Genomic DNA, 18824 nt, shown 5'->3' on the forward strand with positions numbered 1-18824 from the left:
GGTCGTCATCCGTTGCTTTGCCGGTCGCTCAGCCGGTCGACCTGCTTCACGCCGCGGAGCAGCCATGGCCGAAGTTGCCTCGTGAGGAGCGGCATGATGATCCAGGTCAGCGACGACGTCAGCAGCGCAGAGCTGAGCGCGAGTTGGACAGGACGCTCCAGCGCTGGCAGGAGCGCATTCAGAAGGTAGGTGATCGCCAGCAGGACCGGGTAGACGGCCAGCCACGTCACGAGAAACGTCTTCCATTTCGGTGTGGCGGGCTTGCCGGCTATCGCGAACCACGCATCCATGCCGACGGCGGCATCGCGATGCTCGTCCGATATCGCGTCGCCCTCCGCAATCAGTCGCCGCCGTTCCCCGGAGGACTCCCACGCATGCAGATGCTCCGGCGAGTCGAAGCGATAAATCAGGTAGTTGATGCCGCTTGTATCGCTCAGACGAACGTTTCCGAGGTGCCCCGGCCAACGTCGCGCCGTCGCGTCGATTTCGCGCGCCCATCGATCGAATTGCCTTTCCCGCCCCGGATGAACGACGCGACTGACCACGATCGTGCTTGATTCGCGCATCGTGTCGGGCGGGGAAAGGTGTTGGCTGTCGTGCATCTGGCTGCTGAAGCGAGTGGGCGATGCATTTCGTTGCGTGGTGGCCCCCGATGGCGGCCGAGGAACCCCTCGATACGCCGCTGAGCGAACCTGCCGGGCTGTCGCGAAAGCAAACCACGGTCCTGCCCGCACGCCGGCAACGTCGCTTGTCGCGCTTCGGCGCTCGCTGATGCGGCCTACGTCGATGGCGCGGCGGCATCATGCGATGCCGTCGAATTCGCTTCCGAATGAACGTGCGCTGTAATTTTTTCAGCGGATCGAAAACGGTGAGCACCGCGGTTATCGGTCAGCGGATCGCCGTGCGCCAAATCCTCGCTCAGCACCTTCGTTTCGTCTGTCATTCGCGTGCCACCGTAGGCCGGTAAGGTCCGAAGTCGTCCCCGATTCCGACAAGCGATCCGCCATGCAGCGCCCGTCGCGCGCCACGCCCCACGTTTACGCAGCCACGTTCCGCGCCCTCGCCGTCAGCCTCGCGATCAACCTGCTGCTGCTCGCCGTCGAGACGGCGGCGGCATGGTCCGCGCATTCGTCGGGGCTGCTCGCGGACGTCGCGCACGCGGCGATCGACCTTGCGGCCGATGCGCTGATCCTCGTCGCGTGCCGGTTCGACGCGCGCCTGCCGCCGGAGCGCCGGCCGACCTACGAGCCGCTCGCGCTCGCGGGTCTCGGCGCGTTGCTGGTCGTAACCGGCGCGCAGATGATCTGGCATGCGCTGACCCGCTTCGATACGCCGCCCGTCGTGCAGCCGGGCGCGACGGCGCTCGCGCTGGCTGCCGTCACGCTCGCCGGCAAGGCCGTGCTGTCGCACTGGATGTTGCGCAAGGCGAGCGAAACCGGCTCCGCGCTGCTCGAGGCGAGCGGCTGGCACGTGCGGACCGATGCGCTGTCGTCGTTGCTCGCGGCGTTCGCGATGAGTGCGGCGCTGGTCGGCTTCGGCCGTCTGGACGATCTGGCCGCGCTCGCGATCGGCGCGCTCGTGATTCGCACGGGTATCGGGTTCATCCGGCGCGGCTGTGCGCAGTGGCCGGCATTGGCCGATTGGACGAATCGCTCGACGCACGGATCGTGAACGCGGGCAGCCGCGCCGCTCGTTGACGCTCCGATACGCCCGATCGACGGCACCGAATGAAGAAGAGGCCCGTACCCCGCGAGTCTCTTTTGCGTGATGTCGCCATCGCCGTGTGGTTCGTGACGCACCGATGTTGCCGCCTGCCCGAACGACGCGACACTCCCGAGCAGAATCCACACGAGCGCCGCCGAGCAATGGCCATGGCATACATGCATGGGACGGTTTCGCGCGATCGAGTATCGGGACGTCTTGCATGGCGTGCCACGACGCACACGTATGCTTCGCGGACGGCGTGATGGGTCGATGCGCGGGCGTTGTGCGCGACAGCCGCAGGCGGGATGATCGATCGGGTTCCACATAACAGGCTATTGTTTGTTTTTTGTTGATACAGCCTATGGTTTGTATTTTGACGATACATGCCATAGACTGTATTTTCCGATTACAAACGATCACCTGTCATCTCGCGGAGCGCCCGATGGCCTTTCCTGTCCAGACCCTGACCCAGTTGCGCCCGATCCTCGTCGGCTTCCGCAAATCCGCGGGGCTCACGCAGGCGCAACTGGCCGCCCGCCTCGGCATCACCCAGCAATCTTATGCTCAGCTCGAAGCCAACCCGTCGGCGGTCAGCATCGAACGGCTTTTCAAGGTGATGAACGTGCTCGGCGTTCGCATGATGCTCAGCCTCGACGAGCGGGATGCACCGGCGGAAGCGGCCGACTCGGCTTCCGCCGCCGAACCGGTGGCGCGCCGCAAGCCGGTCGCGAGCAAGCGCGGCACCACGGCCGCCAAAACCCCGACCGGGGCCGCCGTCGGCGCTGCGCGCAGGCGCCCGACCGCGACGACTCGGGCCACGCCACGCGTCTCGAAGCGGGAGGACTGGTGACGATGGTCGCACGCGCCCGCAGCGACCGGCTCGACCTGTGGATGAACGGCATTCCTGTCGGCTACTGGGAAATCCGGCGCGGGGTCGAGCGTCTCGTCTACCTGCCGGACTGGCTCGACGATCCCCAGGGCCGGCCCCTGTCATTGTCGCTGCCCTTCACGCCCGGCAACCAGCCGCACCAGGGCGCGATCGTGGCCGACTACTTCGACAACCTGCTGCCGGACAGCGAGCCGATCCGCCGCCGCATCGCGCAGCGTTACCGGCTCCGATCGACAGCGCCGTTCGAATTGCTCGCGTCGATCGGCCGCGATTGCGTCGGCGCGATCCAGATGCTGCCGCCCGACGAGACACCGGTCGATCTCAAGGCAATCGAAGGCGCGCCGCTCGACGACGCAGCCGTTGCCGATGTGCTCCGCCACGCGACCGCCACGCCGCTGCCCGGCCGCGGGGAACCGGACGGCGACCTGCGCCTGTCGATTGCCGGCGCGCAGGAAAAGACCGCGCTGCTGCGTCAGCGCAACCGCTGGCTGCGGCCGTCGGGCAGCACGCCGACGACCCACATCTTCAAGCTGCCGCTCGGGCGCGTCGGCAACATGCAGGCCGACATGCGCACGTCCGTCGAAAACGAATGGCTGTGCTCGAAGCTCGTCGCCGCGTACGGCCTGTCGGTCGCGCCGTGCGAGATCGGCCGGTTCGACGACCAGAAGGCACTGATCGTCGAGCGCTTCGACCGGCGCCCGTCGCGCGACGGCTCGTGGATCCTGCGGCTGCCGCAGGAGGACATGTGCCAGGCGACCGGCACGCCGTCGGGGGCGAAATACGAAACGGACGGCGGCCCCGGCATCGAGACGATCATGGGCATCCTCGCGAATTCGGCCGATGCTTCCCGCGACCGGACGAACTTCTTCGTCGCACAGCTCGTGTTCTGGGTGTTGGCGGCGATCGACGGCCACGCGAAGAACTTCAGCATCGCGCATTTGCCCGGTAATGCGTATCGCAGCACGCCGCTGTACGACGTGCTGTCCGCGCATCCGATCATCGGTACGCGCCGCAACCAGATCCCGCCGCGCCGCGCGCGCCTGGCGATGGCCGTCTGCGGGAAGAACCGGCACTACGTGATCGGCGAAATCCAGCCGCGCCACTGGATCGCACAGGGCCGGCGTGTCGGCCTGACCGAAGACGACGTGCGGGCCGCGATGGCGGCCGTCGCAGCACGGACGGAGCCCGCGATTGCCGAAGCCGCCGCGCAGATCCCGGCGGATTTTCCGGCGGACGTGGCAGACGCGATCTTCGCGGGCATGCGTCGGCAAAGCCGCAAACTCGCGGCGGCCGATCCGGCGTGACGAATCGATCGGCCGCGCCGGGTTGTCGGTGTTCGCTGCAATACATCGGCCCTCGGTCGACGGGCAGTCCTGACAGGACCGAAGCAGTTACGCCGCCGCAGATACGGATATCGAACGCCCCCGCGCCGAACCGCTTGCCGGCCGCCGGCGCCAGCTCGTTCAACCGGCGTCGCGCGCGCGGGCGAGTGCCGCGAGGTTGCCCTCCCCGAACCCGTGGTGCCCCTTGCGCTGCACGATCTCGAAGAAGATCTCGCCGGGGCGGCGTTTGACGAAGGTCTGGAAGAACAGCCTCGGCACGCCGTCGCTGCCGATCTCGCCGTCGACCAGCACCGCGCGGCGGCGCAGTGCGTCGAGATCGACGCCATGCGCCGGCAGTCGCGCATCGACGTCGTCGTAATAGCGTGCGGGCGGCTCGATGAACTCGACACCGTTCGCACGCAGCGCATCGACGCACGCGAGGATGTCGTCGGTGGCCAGCGCGACGTGCTGCACGCCCTCGCCCGGATGGTCGGGCAGGTACGCATGCATCAGCTCGGTGCGCCGCGTGCCCTCCTCGTAGACCGGAATCCGCACCGCGCCGCACGGCGACACCATCACGCGCGATTCCTCCGACACATGCCAGTGCGCGTCGATTTGGTGGATCTCGCGAAAATGCAGCAGGTCATGGTAGAAATCCAGCCACTCCTGCATGCGGCCCGCGCCGACGGTTTGCGTGAAGTGGTCGACCTGCTGCAGGCCGACGCCCGCGCAATCGAGATCGGTATGCGCGGTCGCGATGTCGATCGGCCGGAAATCGATGTCGAAGATCGAGATGTCGCCGACGCCGCCGCGCTGGCCGTCCCGCCCGCGCCAGCGGTCGACGAAATACAGATGCGAATCGCCGATGCCCTGGATCGCCGGAATCTTCAGCTCGCCGACGCCGACCTTTTCGCCTTCGAACGCCCACGCACCGAGCTGGATCGCCCGCTCGAACGCGCGCCGCGCGTTCGCCACGCGCAACCCGATCGCGCACACGCCCATCCCGTATTCCTCCGCATAGCGCGCAGCGAACGAATCGGGCTCGGCGTTGATCAGGAAATGCATCTGCCCCTGCCGGTACAGCGTGACGTTCTTGCTGACGTGCCGGGCGATCGCCTTGAACCCGAACTGCTCGAAGCGTTGCGCGAGCGCGTCCGGCACGGGCGCCGCGAATTCGACGAATTCGAGGCCGGCCATCCCGAGCGGATTGGCGGCCGGATCGGCTACGGGCGGCGTATCGCTGGACAAGGGGTGGGAATTGCCGGGCATTCCAGTCTCCGGGGACATGCGGTCGATGGGGAGGGTGCCTGTCGCGTGCGGCATGCGCGGTCGATGTGGCGGCCTCGCATGCGCCCCGAACGGGCGAGTTGTCGATGCTGCAGATTTTAACCAGATCGTTCACGGCGGCACACCCCGGCCGAACGGGATATCGCCGCGCCGCCTAGTGCAAACCCGAAAAGCGTTCGATAATCGCACGGAACTGAACGATAATCGCGCACATTATCCGATTGGCCAATTGCCGCCTTGCGGCGCGGGCCCTATTCTCCGTTCACCCATCGACTTCAATGCAGCATCGGACGCGGCGCCGCCACGATTCCACGATGCGCCGTGCCAGGAGACATCGCCATGACCCCCACCTTCGACACCCTCGACGCCGCCGCCGGTGCCCGTGCGCGCAGCCAGGCCCGTAAAGCCGCGATCGGCAGCTTCGTCGGCGCCGTCGTCGACTGGTACGACTTCCTGCTGTACGGGATCGTCGCCGCGCTGGTGTTCAATTCCGAGTTTTTCCCGAAAGTCAGCCCGACGATGGGCACGCTCGCGGCGTTCGCCACCTTCGGCGTCGGCTTCCTGTTCCGGCCGCTCGGCGGCATCGTGTTCGGCCACTACGGCGACCGGCTCGGCCGCAAGCGGATGCTCGTGCTGACCGTGATGCTGATGGGGCTGTCGACGGTCGCGATCGGCCTGCTGCCGACGTTCGCGACGATCGGCTGGTGGGCGCCCGTGCTGCTGGTGCTGATGCGCGCGATCCAGGGCTTCGCGGTCGGCGGCGAATGGGGCGGCGCGGCGCTGATGGCCGTCGAGAGCGCGCCGAAGCAGAAGAAGGCGTTCTACAGCAGCGGCGTGCAGGTCGGCTACGGCGTCGGGCTCGTGCTGGCCACCGGCATCGTCTCGATCCTGAGCCATACGCTCGGCGAGGCCGCGTTCAAGTCGTGGGGCTGGCGCCTGCCCTTCGTGTTCAGCATCGTGCTGGTGCTGATCGGGCTGTGGGTGCGCAAGAACATGGACGAATCGCAGGAGTTCGTCGAGAAGGTCGAGCACGGCAACCGCAAGCTGCGCCTGCCGGTGCTGGAAGCGCTGACGCGCCACCCGAAGGCGTTCCTGCTGATCGTCGCGCTGCGGCTCGCCGAACTGTTCACGATGTACATCGTCACCGCGTTCGCGCTCAGCTATTCGACGACGAACCTCGGCATGTCGCGCGACCTGTTCCTGAACATCGGCCTGCTGGTCGGCGCGGTGAGCTGCGTGACGATCCCCTGCTTCGCGTGGCTGGCCGACCGCTACGGCCTGCGCCGCATCTACCTGATCGGCGCGCTGATCGGCCTCGCGTCCGCGGTGCCGTTCTTCGTCGCGCTGGAGTCGCGCTCGATCGCGTGGATCGTGATCTTCTCGATCCTGCTGGCGAACGCCGCGCACGACATGGTCGTGAGCGTCCAGCAGCCGTTGTTCACCGAACTGTTCGGCGCCGAATACCGCTACAGCGGCGCGGGCGTCGGCTACCAGTTCGCGAGCGTCGTCGGCGGCGGGTTCACGCCGTTCATCGCGGTCGGCCTCGTCAGCGTGGCCGGCGGTTCGTGGCACCTCGTCGCCGGCTATCTGGCGGTCGGCTGCCTGATCTCGCTGGTGGTCGCCGCGCGGATGCGGGCGGCGCGATGACGTAATGAGCGCGTGGCCGGCCCGATACGCGGCCGGCCATTTCGCCATGCCGGCCGGCATTCGACCTGCTGCATCGCGGGCGCGACGTCAAACACTGTCAGTTATGCGCCCCGATTCCCCTTTTCCCCCTCCGAACATTCCACGCCGCGTGCCGACCAATGGCATCATATGGGCCTACGTCAGTCACCGATACGCCCCCATATCATGTCGAATCTCATCGTCCACGGCGGCACTCCGCTGCGCGGGGACATCAAGCCGTCCGCGAACAAGAACGCCGTCCTGCCGATTCTGTGCGCCACCCTGTTGACCGATCAGCCGCTGCGCCTCGTCGGCGTGCCGGACATCACCGACGTGCGCAAGATCCTCGACATCTTCCGCACGCTCGGCAGCGACGTGTCGGTCGATTTCACGACGGGTCTGCTCGAGCTTCACCATCGCAACACGACGTTCGATCCGGCTGTCCATCGGCTGCCCGAGGCGATGCGTTCGTCGATCATGCTGATTCCGCCGCTGCTCGCGCGCTTCGGCGTCGCGCGCCTCGAGAACGACGTGAAAGGCTGCACGCTCGGCGTGCGCGAGATCGATCCGCACGTCGAGGTGTTCGAACGCTTCGGCGCGCACATCGAACGAACGCCCGATTCGCTGATCGTCCGCACCGACGGCCCGCTGACGGCCAACGATCACTGGCTCGACTACGCGTCGGTGACGACCACCGAGAACTTCGCGCTGTGCGCGACGGCCGCGAACGGCACGTCGACGCTGATGAATGCGGCTTCCGAGCCGCACGTGCAGGAGTTCTGCCAGTTCCTCGCGATGATCGGCGTCGCGATCGAGGGCATCGGCACGTCGCGGCTGTGCGTGACGGGCGGCGGCAAGCTCGGCGGCGGCGAATTCCGCTTCGCCGAGGATTTCCACGAAATCGCGACGTTCCTCGCGCTCGGCGCGATCACCGGCGGCGACATCACGGTGCGCAATTCGTCGCCCGAGCATTTCCCGCTGATCGACCGCACGTTCGCGAAGTTCGGCGTCACCGTCACGCACCGCGACGGCTGGTCGCGTGCGGAACGCGACGGCCCGCTGCGCGTGCGCCGGCCGTTCACGCAGAACATCCTGACCAAGGTCGAGGCCGCGCCGTGGCCGTACCTGCCGGTCGACCTGCTGCCGATCTTCATCGCGCTCGGCGTGCGCGCGGAAGGCAGCGCGATGTTCTGGAACAAGGTCTACGACGGTGCGCTCGGCTGGTCCGGCGAGCTGTCGAAGTTCGGCGCGCACGTGCTGCTGTCCGATCCGCACCGGCTGATCACGTTCGGCGGGCTGCAACTGACGCCGGCGCGCGTCGAGAGCCCGTACATCATCCGCGTCGCGATCGCGCTGCTGATGGTGGCCGCGAGCATCGAAGGCCGCTCGGAAATCATGAACGCGCTGCCGATCCGTCGCGCGCATCCGCATTTCGTCGAGAACCTGCGTTCGGTCGGCGCGAACGTCGAGTGGACGAGCAGCGAGTAAGGTCATGACGGATGCGGCGCGCGGAATGGTCGCGTCGCATCCGGTTCCTCTGCTTTTCATGCCGTATCGGCTGCTTCCCATGCGCGGCCGCGCAGCGTTCCGCCATCGGCTGCCATCTGGTCACGTCAGCACACTGCGTGCTGCTTCACGCCTCTCTCCCGCAGTCAGCACCAGCCTGACGATGCGTTTTTCCCCGCTCGCGGAAAACCAGATTCAGACCTGTCCAATTGCCGAAACGTGAGCCAGGCCATAGGCTGCCTTCCTGACCCGGCGGATAGCGCCAAAACCGCGCACCCACGCTCCAGCAGGACAATGCACAGCCTATGGAACCCCGATTCACCCTGGCGCAGATCCGCGACGTCTGGATCGACGCGTATCGTCACGCCGACGTCGAACAACTCGATTTCGTCGCAAGCCCGCACTTCTTTGTCCAGCACGAAGCCCACATTCGCACGAAGGCGCAATTTCTTGCGCGAATGCGCGTCGTAGCGGCCGAACGCGTATCGGACAGGCAGGGCATCGCATATCGGGACGAAACCATGCAAATCGTTACGTGCGGACAACGGGCGACGATAACGGGTGTCGGGTCGGTACGGATCAACCCGGCCATCGATTCCCGCTTCGATTTCGTCGAGCGGTGGTGCGTGATCGACGCGCGGTGGCGTATTGCCGCGCTCCGCTACGAACACAAGTAGGCTGGACCGCGCCGCGGCTACGTTCCGGCGCTTGAATGGGGCGACTCAATCCGACTCGTTTGCGTCGTTCCGCCGGAACCTGAAATCGCCTGGCAGCTTGCCTCTGAAACGCCTCAACGGCACCAGAAGCGCTTCGGGGCTCGCATTGCGGCTCTCGGCCAAGGTACCGGCACGGTCAACGGCGATTTCGACTTCATCGCCTTCCCGCAGCCCCAACGCATCGACCAGGCCGGCCGGAAGGCGCACGGCCAGGCTATTCCCCCACTTTGCAACGCGCATACGACCTCCTTGAACAGATGTCGCCGACTCTATATCTGCCCCTATCCCGCGGGCAAGGGTGGCGGATCAATCGATCTCCCGTTCCCCCACCACTCGCGCGATAATCGCCCACTCCTGCGCGAACACCGCGCGCCACCGCCCATCCGTGATGACGAAAAAGCCCGAACTCGACCGACGCGACTGGATTGCCGGTCTCGAAAAAGGCCTGATGATCCTGGAGGCATTCGATAGCCAGCACGCGCGCATGACGCCCACCCAGGCCGCCGCACGCACCGGCCTCACGCGTACGGCCGCGCGGCGCTACCTGCTGACGCTGGAGTCTCTCGGCTACGTGTACACCGACGGCAAGCTGTACGGCCTCACGCCGCGCGTGCTGCGGGTCGGCTGGTCGTACTTCGATTCGGCGCGGCTGCCGCGCACGGTCCAGCCTTATCTGCAGCAACTGAGCGCGTCGCTGAACGAATCGGCGTACGTCAGCGTGCTCGACGGCTGGGAGCTCGTGTTCATCGCCCGCAACGGCGTGTCACGCGTGATGACCACGGGCTTCGTGCTCGGTGCACGTGTGCCGGCGCCGCTGACGTCGCCGGGTGTCGTGCTGCTCGCCCATCATCCCGATCGCGAAGCCGTGCGCGCGTGGCTCGACGAGACCGAACTGCCGCCGTTCACGCCGCACACGATCACCAACAAGGCGCGGCTGCTCGAACAGGTCGACCAGGCGCGCGACGCCGGCTACGCGGCGATCGAGCAGCAACTGCAGGTCGGCGTACGCGGGATCGCGGTGCCGCTGAAGAACCGTCACGGCGAAGTCGTCGCCGCGCTGAGCACGAACATGCCGATCGGCGCGGAGACGACCGACGCGGCCGTGCGGCGCGTGCTGCCGCATCTGCAGGAAGCGGCGCTCGCGATGCTCAACGTGCTGTAGCGACCGACGCCGCCGTCACCCGATCCGCCACCACCGCGGCAGCAGATTGCGCACTTCGCGCCGTCGGTAACGATCGTCGATCAGATGCACGACGCCTTCGTCCTGCTCGGTGCGAATCACGCGCCCGGCCGCCTGCACGACCTTCTGCAGCCCCGGATACAGGTACATGTAGTCGTAACCGTTGCCGAAGCGGGCTTCCATCGCGCGCCGCATCTGCTCGTTGATGTCGTTGACCTGGGGCAGCCCCAGCGTCGCGATGAACGCGCCGATCAGCCGCTCGCCGACCAGGTCGACGCCTTCCGAGAACGCCCCACCGAGTACCGCGAAGCCGACCCCGCGTCCGCTCGCGTCGAAGCGCGCGAGAAACGCGTCGCGCTCGCTTTCGGCCATGCCGGGCGCCTGTGCCCACACGGGGACGTCCGGATGGCGCGTCTGCATCAGCGCGACCACGCGCCCGAGGTAGTCGAAGCTGCTCAGGAAGCCGAGATAGTTGCCGGGGCGCGCCGCGTATTGCGCGGCGATCAGGTCGGCGATCGGCTCGAGCGAACGATCGCGGTCGCGCCAGCGTGTCGACACGTGGCTCGCGACGCGCACCGTCAGTTGCTCGGCGCGGAACGGCCCGTCGACGTCGAGCCAGCCCGTATCGCCGGGCAGCCCGAGCGTGTCTCGATAGAAATGGAACGGGCTCAGCGTGCCGGAGAACAGCACGGTCGCGCGTGCGGCTTCGTAGCGCGGCGCGAGGAAACCGGCCGGGATCACGTTGCGCACGCACAGCGTCGACTGGACGCGGCGCCGGCGGCCGGCCGTCGCGACGCCGTCGAGCGCGGGCTGGCGCGGCATCGGTTCGCCTTGCAGCATCGCGTCGAAGATCGACGCGCTGTCGAACGCTTCGGCCAGCACGCCGAACTGGATCGCCTCGAAATGAAAGCGCAGCAGCGCGTCGCCGTTCGCGCGCGGCGCGTCGGTCAGGTGTTCGCCGATCGCCGCGACGAGGTTTTGCACGGCCGACACGATCGGGCCCGGCACCTCGGGATAGGCTGCATAGCGCTCGGCCTGCGCGCGATTGAGCGTGCCCCATGCGCGGGCGAGCCGGTCGAATGCCTTGCGCAGCGCCGCGGGCGCGGCTTCGCGCGCGGCCGCGAACGCGAACGGATCGAGCGACGCGCTGTACATCTTGCGGGCGCGGTCGAGCAGGTTGTGCGCTTCGTCGACGAGCACGCCGACGCGCCACTGGTTCTGCTGCGCGAGCGTATGCAGCATCGCGCTGCCGTCGTAGTAGTAGTTGTAGTCGCCGATCATCATGTCCGACCAGCGCGCGAGTTCCTGCGCCAGATAGTACGGACAGACGTCGTGCGCGAGCGCCGCGGTGCGCACGGTGTCGCGATCGAGCAGCCCGGCCTCGATCGCCGCATCGCGCGCGGCCGGCAGCCGGTCGTAGAAGCCTTTCGCGAGCGGGCACGATTCGCCGTGGCACGCTTTGTCCGGATGCTCGCAGGCCTTGTCGCGCGCGACGAGTTCCAGCACGCGCAGCGGCAGCGCGGGCGTGCCGGCGCCGAGCGTCGTCGCCGCTTCGAGCGCGAGCGCGCGGCCGGGCGTTTTCGCGGTCAGGAAGAACACATGGTCGAGCTCGCCCTCGCCGCATGCCTTCAGCAGCGGGAACACGGTGCCGAGCGTCTTGCCGATGCCGGTCGGCGCCTGCGCCATCAGGCACTGTTCGTCGCGCGCCGCGCGATAGACGGCGACCGCCAGCTCGCGCTGGCCGCTGCGGAACTGCCCGTGCGGAAACGCGAGCGCACGCAGCGCCGCGTCGCGCGCGGCGCGATGGGCCGTTTCGCGTTCGGCCCAGCCGACGAAGCACGCGCACTGCTCGGCAAAGAACGCCGCGAGCGTGCCGGCGTCGAGCGTTTCCGTCAGCACGGTCTCGCGTTCGGACACGATGTCGAAATACACGAGCGCGACGTCGATTTCCTTGAGGTCGCGCGCGTCGCACATCAGGTGCGCATAGACCTTCGCCTGCGCCCAGTGCAGCGCGCGATGGTTGGCCGGCATCGCGTCGAGACTGCCGCGATAGGTCTTGATTTCCTCGAGCCGGTTCGCCACGGGATCGTAGCCGTCGGCGCGGCCGCGCACGGTCAGCATGCCCCACGTGCCCGTCAACGCGATCTCGGTTTCGTAGCGCGCGCCGCGCTTCGACGTGACCGCGCCGTGGCCGGCGATGCCTTCGAGCGCGGTCGGCGCGGGCGTGAAACGCAGGTCGAGATCGCCGCGCCGCGCGGTGAACTCGCACATCGCCCGCACCGCGACGACGTAGCTCATGCGGACAACCCCGCCGCCTCGGCGTGCGCGACACCTTCGCCGGCCCACTCGACATCAACGACGCGCACCGGCATCCGGTGCGCGAGGCAGTACGCGAGCCAGCGCGTCTGGTTGTCCTGCAGCCGGTCGCCGGGGCCCTTCACCTCGATCAGCTCGTAGCGCTGCTCGTCGGGCCAGAAGCGCACGAGATCGGGCAAGCCGGAACGATTGCTGCGGATATCCGCGAGCAGGCGCGTGAACCACAGCCGCAGGTGCTCGGGCGGCAGGCACGCGAGCGCTTCGTCGAGCAGCGCGTCGGTCAGCACGCCCCAGAACACGAACGGCGACTGCAGCCCGGCCTTCGTCGCGAAATGCCGGCGAATCGTGTCGCGATACGCGCCCGAATCGAGCTGCGCGAAGCAGGCGTCGAAGGCGGCCGCGCGGCGCAGCGCGAAATCGGGGGCATGCAGGTCGGCCGGCCCGCGCTGGAACGGGTGGAAGAACGCGCCGGGCACGGCCGCGAACACGGGCTCCCAGCACAGCAGCCCGAACAGCGAATTGATCAGCGTGTTTTCGACATAGTGGACCGGCGAAGCCGGCTGCGCGAGATGGTCGCGCACCGCGAATTCGACGCTGACGGACGCGTCGGGGCGCGCGAGCACGAGCGTCTCGCGCGGCACGTCCGCGGCAGCGGCCGCGCGTTCGACCCGCTGGCCCGCGCGGCGCTGCAGGCGCGGCAGCATGCGCTCGACGCGCTGACGCTCCTCGTCGCTCTCGAAGCCACCGCGTGCGTCGAGCGCCAGCGCGAGCGCGTCGTCGTCGCGCCCGCAGCGTTCGAGCACGCGGATGCGCCGGTGGCGGCTGCCGGGCCACGCGCTGCGCGCGTACGCGTCGAGCGCGGCGCACCAGTCGGCGCGGCGCTCGCCCGCCTGGCCGAGCGCGAACAGCAGCTTCGCGCGGCGCGTCGCGAGCCACGGCTGCGCGCAGTCGACTGCATCCAGCGCGCGGATCAGGTCGTCGAACGGCAGATCGTCGGGCCATGCGTCGAGCGCGTCGCGACACATCTGCAGCGCGAGATACGCGTCGACGTCGCCGCGCTGCTGGAACGCACGCGACGACGTCGCGATCGGCACGCTTTCGTACTGGAACACGCCGAGATCGGCGAGCACGAATTCGCTCCAGTCCTGATGCAGATTGCCGAAGAACATCAGCCGCAGCCGGTCGCACAGCGCGCCGACCGTCACGCGCAGCACCTGGTCGCCGGGCTGCGCGCACCACGCGTCGAGCGGTTGCGCGAGGTCGTGCGCGGGCCGCAGCCGGTCGAGCCAGTCGGCCTTGCGCTCGCCCGCATGGGCGGCGAGCGACGGAAAGATGCGCAGCAGATCGGCCTTGGTCGACAGCGCGAACAGCTCGTCGAGCGTGAGCGCCGGCGCGGGATCGACCCAGCCGAGCGCGACGAGCGGCGCGGCGGCGGCGAGCGTGCAGCCGATCTCGTCGTACACGAGCTTGCTCGCGCGGAAATCGGATCCGTTGCGCATCAGCATCCGCACGAGCAGCGCGCGCGACGCCTGCGGCAGCGCCGCGAACTGCCGGACGAACGCGTGCTCGTGCGCGTCGAACAGGTCGTCGTAACGCTCGCCGAGCCAGGCCAGCGCGCGTTCGAAATTGGTCAGGTAGTAAAACGCCGGAGGCGTCGGCGAGGCAGGCGTCACGGGGATCGATCACTGTACATTTGTACAGGTCGGAATCATATCAAATGTGACGGGCAATGCCGCACGCGGCATCGCCCTTTCGCTGCCCGGCCCCGGTCAGAACTGGTAATTCACCGACATGTCGAACACGCCGTTGGTCGACTGCTGCGTGATCGGGCTGCGCGCCGCGCGGCCGACGAGCTGCTCGAGCGCGCCGTCCACCGTGACGAACCAGTGCTTGTTCACGAACCACACCATCGTCATGCCCACGCCGGCCGACTTGATCCCGGCCCCCGACGAATAGGCCGGCAGCCCCGAACGCGCGGCGGCCCCCGGGGTCACGCCGAACCAGCTGTTCATGTAGCGGGAGTCGGCGAACGTCACGGTCGGCCCGGCGAACCAGAAGAAGTGCTCGTTGCTTCCCGGCATCGGCATGTACGCGGAGAAATCGCCGGTCCAGCCGTTCGATCCGCCGATGCTGCGCCGGACGTCCGCGCGCAGCACGAGCGGGAAATCCTTCGAGACCACATAGTCGGCCGCGAGCTTCATCACGGGCGCCGCGTTGATGTTGTCGAGACCGTTCAGATGGCCGAGATCGTCGGCCGAACGGCGCCCGAGGTCATAGCCGACCGACAAACTCACGCGCCAGTTCGGCCCGCGCAGCACGTTCGCGCCGAGCCCCTCGCCCGTCGACAGGAAGAACAGGTCGCGATAGCGGATGTCGAAATTCGGGCCGCCCATCACGCGATAGCGGTCGGAGCCCGCATAGCGCGGCTGCAGCGTCATCGCGGCGCCGACACTGACCTGCCACGTGGGGATGTTCGGATCGAAGAGTTTCTGCAGCGGTACGCCCGCGGTGTATTGCCATTCGCCGAGCGGCGAAGGCGTCTGGGCCGACGCGTCGCGGGCGCCGGCGGCGGCGAGCGCCGCGAAGGCCGAAAGGCTGAATACGAACCGGCGTGCGCCGGATGACGACAACGGGCGAGCAACAGTGGTCAAGGTGATCTCCGTCGGTTGCGCGAAACGAACCTGAGGAAAAGCGCGTTGCGCTTCGTCGGCTGCGGCAGCAGGCAGCCTGCCGCACGAACGTAGCGTACGCTGAATTAACGGACATCCTACGCGACACGCGCGCAGACGCAAAGCGCCCGTCGTGTGCGGGCACTTTGCCGAAACCCGGCATGAGCGGGTGGATGATTGCGGAATCAGAAACGCTCGACGTGATAGTCGCCGGCGAGCGCGGCGGGGCTGCGCGTCGACATCATTCGCGAGAAGCCGTCGGCGAGCCGGCCGAGCGCGAGCTGCTTCTGGCTCGCGTCCCAGTGCGTGTAGGTGTCGTACGCGACGTCGTCGAACGAAACGGTGACGGCGACCGGGCGGCCGCTGGCGCGAAAGCCGATCTGCAGCACGCCGCCCGGCAATTCCTCGATGTGATAGCGCAGCGAACGCGATTCGAAATAGCGGCCCAGTACCTGAGCGATCGCGCGCTTGTCGGGCGATTGCACGTGAATGTCCATGACGGTCCTCCTTTTCAGTGTTCGCGCGGCCGGTGGTGGCGCACTGCTCCCGCCCGGCATCCGCATCGGCGGCGGGTTCGACGGCGGGTCGCCTTGCGGCAGCCCGTCGGGCACGGGCGGATCGACCGGGTCGTCGTGCCCGGGCGGCGGCGGATCCGGGTCGACGTCGGGTGTCGTCGGTTCGGGGCGGTGCAGCATGGATGGCGTGTTCATGTCACTCCTGCGCGACGGCGCGCGCATGTCGATGGCGAGGCCAGCCCTCGCAAGCGCCGTGCCCGCTGCCGTGCCGTGAGCATTCGCCGATCGGCTCAGTCGTCGTAGGCCGCCATGACGAGCCACATCGCGCGCCCTTCGGCGATCAACTGCACGGCGAGCGCGAATGGATCGGACGGTTCGCATTGCGCGACGAGCGCCTGCTGCGCGCGCTCCGGGCCGTCGTACACGGTGTCGTTCAGTTCGCGTACCTCGTCCTTGCCGTCGAACATGCGCCGCTCCGGCCGATAGACCCGCGACTCGCGCTTCCACGTATCGAAACGCTCGCGCACGTGGCCGAAATCCCCGCCGCATACGTTCGCGTCGTAACGTATCCTTTCCCTGGCTGCATTCATCACGATGCCCTCCGTCCGTACCGGACGCGTGCGCGTCGTCCCGCATGCCCGGCCGGTTCTCGCCGGCTTGCAAGCGTCGTGCCACGGATGCCGCGGGTACGGCGCTTGCGCCTTCTCATCGACAAGGAGGTTCGACCATGACCGTTCACGCCCCCGGCCGCCGCGACGCCGTGTCACTGGCTGCCGGATTGCTCCAGTTCGCCACGTCGCGTCCGCCGTCCGAAGACAAGACGGAGGAGCGCATCGACGAAGGGCTCGAGGAGACGTTTCCGGCCAGCGATCCGCCCGCCGTCGGCGGTGCGACGCGTATCGCCCCCGCCAAGCCGTCCGGCGAGCGCGAACGACGCGCGCCGCACGTCCCTTCCCCGCCCCGCGATCACGGCTGACGGCGGCACCCGGCGCGCGATGCATCGGAGTTCGCGCGCCGGCCAGATCAGGAGGCAATCCGATGAAAGTCCTTGAACGCAGATGGCATGAAATCAGCGGCGCGGCCGGCGTCGCGGCGCTGGCCGCGATCGAAAGCGCGGTGGTCCTGGCGATCGTCACGATGACGGGCATCGGCCACTGACGTCCCGGGTCGACGCCGCGGCTGCCGCCGTGGAAGATGTACAAGCGGGCTGGCAAATTTCTCCGTCGCGCGGCAGCCGAGCGCAACCGTTTATCAGCGTGAACTGGCCCTGGGCCCGACGTGCGCGCATCGTGCGCGGCACACGCGCTACCCCGTATCGTTCCGATCACGAAGGAGGCGTTCATGTATCGCGTCAACGAGATCATGTCGCGCGACGTAGTGTGCGTCGCGCCGACCGACACGATTCGCCATGCGGCCGAATTGATGCAGCGCTTCGATATCGGCGTCCTGCCGGTTTGCGACGGCACCGAACTCGTCGCGATCGTGACCGACCGCGACCTCGCGGTGCGGGCGCTGTCGCACGGTCATTCACCCGATACGCCCGTGCAGGCGGTCGCGTCCCGACCCGTGCAGTGGTGCGTCGAGGACGACGGCGTCGGCGACGTCCAGCAGCGGATGGCCGACGTGCAGTTGCACCGCTTGCCGGTGCTCGACCGCAGTCTGAAGCTCGTCGGCATGGTGTCGCTCGGCGACATCGCGACGCGCGCGGGCGGCCCGGCGCGCGACGAGCTCGCCAATACGCTCGAGGACGTGTCGTTGCCGCGCCGCCGCTGACCGACCGGCGTCCCCCATCATCCCGCGCGGCCTTGTTGCCCCGACGAAATACCCGCGCAATGAATTTGCGCGCGGATCGGGTTGCCGCTTCGACCAGGAGGTTTTCGATGACAACGGACAAACCGTCGCGCGACGCCGCACGCATCGTCGGCGCGAATTCGCGCACGGCCGGAGGCGGGCCGGGGCCCGACGTGATGGCCGCCAGCACGTTCGAAGGCGATCGCGTACTGACGATCGACGGCGACGATATCGGCAAGATCGCCAACATCATGCTCGACGTGCGCGCCGGGCGGATCGCGTATGCGGTCGTGTCGTCCGGCGGCCTGCTCGGGATCGGCGACAAGCTGCTCGCGGTGCCGTGGAATGCGCTCGTGCTCGATGCCGAGCGCCAATGCTTCGTGCTGCCCGTCGACACCGCCCGTGTGCGCGAAGCGCCCGGCTTCGACAAGAGCCGCTGGCCCGCGATGGCCGACCCCGAATGGGCCGAAGCCCTGCATGCGTACTATGGCCGTTCGCCGTACTGGCTGATCGAGGAAGGCGAAACGGCGCTGGACTCGCCGCCGTACGAGGCGTCGCCGGGCGGCCCCGAAAACGGCACGCGGCACCACTGAAGCCTGCCGGCCGGAAGGCCGGTCACTGCGCGGCGGCCACCGTCTTCGCGAGTTGCCGCGCGGCGTTCAGGTGTGCGTTCAACACCGGCAGCGTGCGGGCCGCGAACGCGCGAAGCTGCGGGTCGCGGCCGTCTTTCGCCTCGGTTTCGTAAAGCCGGATCGCCGCTTCGTGCGCGGGCGGCCCGGCCAGCGCCACGTACGCCGTATCGAACGCGCGCCCGTCCTTCGCGCGCAACGCCGTGACCGCCGGATCGACGAGCATCCGCGTCTGGACCGGCACGCCTTTCTGCGCACCGATGTGGCGCAATTCGTCCGCGATACGCGCGTGATCGTCGAGCATCCGGCGCGCGAAGGCCTTCACGTCCGCGTTCGACGAGCGGTCGAGCGCGAGTTGGCTGGCCTGTCGCTCCACCTTGCCGATCATGCCGGCCTTGTCGACGAACTCGGCGTCGATGCCGATCGGCCGCTGCGTCAGGCCGGGCTCGTCGGCGGTCGGGCCGGGACGGATCACGCCCGGCGCGACCTGCGCGGACGAAGCGGGCGGCGCTTGCGCGTGCGAGAGCGCGAACGTCAGGACGCCGGCGGCGGCAGTCAGCATGACGACTGCCGCTGGCCGACGCCCGCCCCGCTTCATCCTCCGGATTGTTCGGTTTGTGCTCATCCGGACCTCC

The 18824-nt window shown here is 68.1% G+C and carries 21 protein-coding genes; 11 read left to right on the forward strand and 10 right to left on the reverse strand.

Going from position 1 to position 18824, the window contains the following annotated elements:
* Positions 1-5 precede the first annotated feature (5 nt).
* Complete coding sequence (locus tag HWX14_RS12570; RefSeq protein ID WP_175883009.1) at positions 6-602, reverse strand: hypothetical protein; 597 nt, start codon at positions 600-602, stop codon at positions 6-8.
* 176 nt (positions 603-778) lie between these two features.
* Complete coding sequence (locus HWX14_RS12575) at positions 779-943, reverse strand: hypothetical protein (RefSeq protein ID WP_175883010.1); 165 nt, start codon at positions 941-943, stop codon at positions 779-781.
* A gap of 62 nt (positions 944-1005) precedes the next feature.
* Here HWX14_RS12575 and HWX14_RS12580 point away from each other — a divergent pair, with 62 nt between their 5' ends.
* The 3 genes from HWX14_RS12580 to HWX14_RS12590 all read left to right on the forward strand — a co-directional run bounded on the left by HWX14_RS12580 (position 1006) and on the right by HWX14_RS12590 (position 3897).
* Positions 1006-1671, forward strand: coding sequence for a cation diffusion facilitator family transporter (locus HWX14_RS12580; RefSeq protein ID WP_175883011.1), 666 nt, complete (start codon positions 1006-1008; stop codon positions 1669-1671).
* A gap of 475 nt (positions 1672-2146) precedes the next feature.
* The gene (locus HWX14_RS12585; protein WP_175883012.1) at positions 2147-2554 is read left to right on the forward strand and encodes a helix-turn-helix transcriptional regulator; all 408 of its coding nucleotides are present in this window, start codon (positions 2147-2149) and stop codon (positions 2552-2554) included.
* 2 nt (positions 2555-2556) lie between these two features.
* On the forward strand, positions 2557-3897 hold the full coding sequence (locus tag HWX14_RS12590; RefSeq protein WP_175883013.1) for a type II toxin-antitoxin system HipA family toxin: 1341 nt from the start codon (positions 2557-2559) through the stop codon (positions 3895-3897).
* Positions 3898-4056: 159 nt separating this feature from the next.
* On the opposite strand, the gene HWX14_RS12595 is transcribed toward HWX14_RS12590, so the two are convergent.
* Positions 4057-5184, reverse strand: a complete 1128-nt coding sequence (locus HWX14_RS12595; protein ID WP_175883014.1) for a VOC family protein — start codon at positions 5182-5184, stop codon at positions 4057-4059.
* A 357-nt stretch (positions 5185-5541) separates the two neighbouring features.
* Here HWX14_RS12595 and shiA point away from each other — a divergent pair, with 357 nt between their 5' ends.
* The 4 genes from shiA (at position 5542) to HWX14_RS12615 (ending at position 9050) form a co-directional block, all read left to right on the forward strand.
* Positions 5542-6849 carry a shikimate transporter gene (gene shiA, locus HWX14_RS12600; RefSeq protein ID WP_175883015.1) on the forward strand — a complete coding sequence of 436 codons (1308 nt, stop codon included), beginning with the start codon at positions 5542-5544 and terminating at the stop codon, positions 6847-6849.
* 204 nt (positions 6850-7053) lie between these two features.
* Positions 7054-8355, forward strand: coding sequence for a UDP-N-acetylglucosamine 1-carboxyvinyltransferase (locus HWX14_RS12605; RefSeq protein WP_060310952.1), 1302 nt, complete (start codon positions 7054-7056; stop codon positions 8353-8355).
* Positions 8356-8359: 4 nt separating this feature from the next.
* Positions 8360-8596, forward strand: coding sequence for a hypothetical protein (locus HWX14_RS12610; protein ID WP_175883016.1), 237 nt, complete (start codon positions 8360-8362; stop codon positions 8594-8596).
* Between the two features lie 82 nt (positions 8597-8678).
* Positions 8679-9050: a DUF4440 domain-containing protein gene (locus HWX14_RS12615; RefSeq protein WP_175883017.1), complete on the forward strand. Its 372-nt coding sequence runs from the start codon at positions 8679-8681 to the stop codon at positions 9048-9050.
* Between the two features lie 45 nt (positions 9051-9095).
* On the opposite strand, the gene HWX14_RS12620 is transcribed toward HWX14_RS12615, so the two are convergent.
* A complete protein-coding gene (locus tag HWX14_RS12620) occupies positions 9096-9329 on the reverse strand; it encodes an AbrB/MazE/SpoVT family DNA-binding domain-containing protein (protein WP_175883018.1) in 234 nt (77 codons plus the stop codon).
* A 148-nt stretch (positions 9330-9477) separates the two neighbouring features.
* Here HWX14_RS12620 and HWX14_RS12625 point away from each other — a divergent pair, with 148 nt between their 5' ends.
* Positions 9478-10251: an IclR family transcriptional regulator C-terminal domain-containing protein gene (locus HWX14_RS12625; RefSeq protein WP_175883019.1), complete on the forward strand. Its 774-nt coding sequence runs from the start codon at positions 9478-9480 to the stop codon at positions 10249-10251.
* 15 nt (positions 10252-10266) lie between these two features.
* On the opposite strand, the gene HWX14_RS12630 is transcribed toward HWX14_RS12625, so the two are convergent.
* The 5 genes from HWX14_RS12630 to HWX14_RS12650 form a co-directional block, all read right to left on the reverse strand.
* The gene (locus HWX14_RS12630; protein ID WP_175883020.1) at positions 10267-12567 is read right to left on the reverse strand and encodes an ATP-dependent DNA helicase; all 2301 of its coding nucleotides are present in this window, start codon (positions 12565-12567) and stop codon (positions 10267-10269) included.
* A complete protein-coding gene (locus tag HWX14_RS12635) occupies positions 12564-14258 on the reverse strand; it encodes a VRR-NUC domain-containing protein (RefSeq protein WP_175883021.1) in 1695 nt (564 codons plus the stop codon). Before HWX14_RS12635 ends, HWX14_RS12630 begins: the two co-directional genes overlap by 4 nt.
* A 96-nt stretch (positions 14259-14354) precedes the next feature.
* Complete coding sequence (locus HWX14_RS12640) at positions 14355-15236, reverse strand: MipA/OmpV family protein (protein ID WP_175883022.1); 882 nt, start codon at positions 15234-15236, stop codon at positions 14355-14357.
* Positions 15237-15439: 203 nt separating this feature from the next.
* Complete coding sequence (locus tag HWX14_RS12645) at positions 15440-15751, reverse strand: hypothetical protein (protein WP_175883572.1); 312 nt, start codon at positions 15749-15751, stop codon at positions 15440-15442.
* 308 nt (positions 15752-16059) lie between these two features.
* A complete protein-coding gene (locus HWX14_RS12650; RefSeq protein ID WP_175883023.1) occupies positions 16060-16359 on the reverse strand; it encodes a hypothetical protein in 300 nt (99 codons plus the stop codon).
* Between the two features lie 137 nt (positions 16360-16496).
* Here HWX14_RS12650 and HWX14_RS12655 point away from each other — a divergent pair, with 137 nt between their 5' ends.
* The 3 genes from HWX14_RS12655 to HWX14_RS12665 all read left to right on the forward strand — a co-directional run bounded on the left by HWX14_RS12655 (position 16497) and on the right by HWX14_RS12665 (position 18153).
* The gene (locus tag HWX14_RS12655; protein ID WP_175883024.1) at positions 16497-16745 is read left to right on the forward strand and encodes a hypothetical protein; all 249 of its coding nucleotides are present in this window, start codon (positions 16497-16499) and stop codon (positions 16743-16745) included.
* Positions 16746-17110: 365 nt separating this feature from the next.
* Entirely contained in the window at positions 17111-17542 is a 432-nt protein-coding gene (locus tag HWX14_RS12660; protein WP_006491217.1) for a CBS domain-containing protein, read from the forward strand.
* A 107-nt stretch (positions 17543-17649) separates the two neighbouring features.
* On the forward strand, positions 17650-18153 hold the full coding sequence (locus tag HWX14_RS12665; protein WP_175883025.1) for a PRC-barrel domain-containing protein: 504 nt from the start codon (positions 17650-17652) through the stop codon (positions 18151-18153).
* Positions 18154-18175: 22 nt separating this feature from the next.
* Here HWX14_RS12665 and HWX14_RS12670 read toward each other — a convergent pair whose 3' ends face one another.
* Positions 18176-18814, reverse strand: a complete 639-nt coding sequence (locus tag HWX14_RS12670) for a DUF4142 domain-containing protein (protein WP_175883026.1) — start codon at positions 18812-18814, stop codon at positions 18176-18178.
* Between the last annotated feature and the right edge of the window lie 10 nt (positions 18815-18824).

The organism is Burkholderia sp. BCC0044 (assembly GCF_902832955.1).
Taxonomy (GTDB): domain Bacteria; phylum Pseudomonadota; class Gammaproteobacteria; order Burkholderiales; family Burkholderiaceae; genus Burkholderia.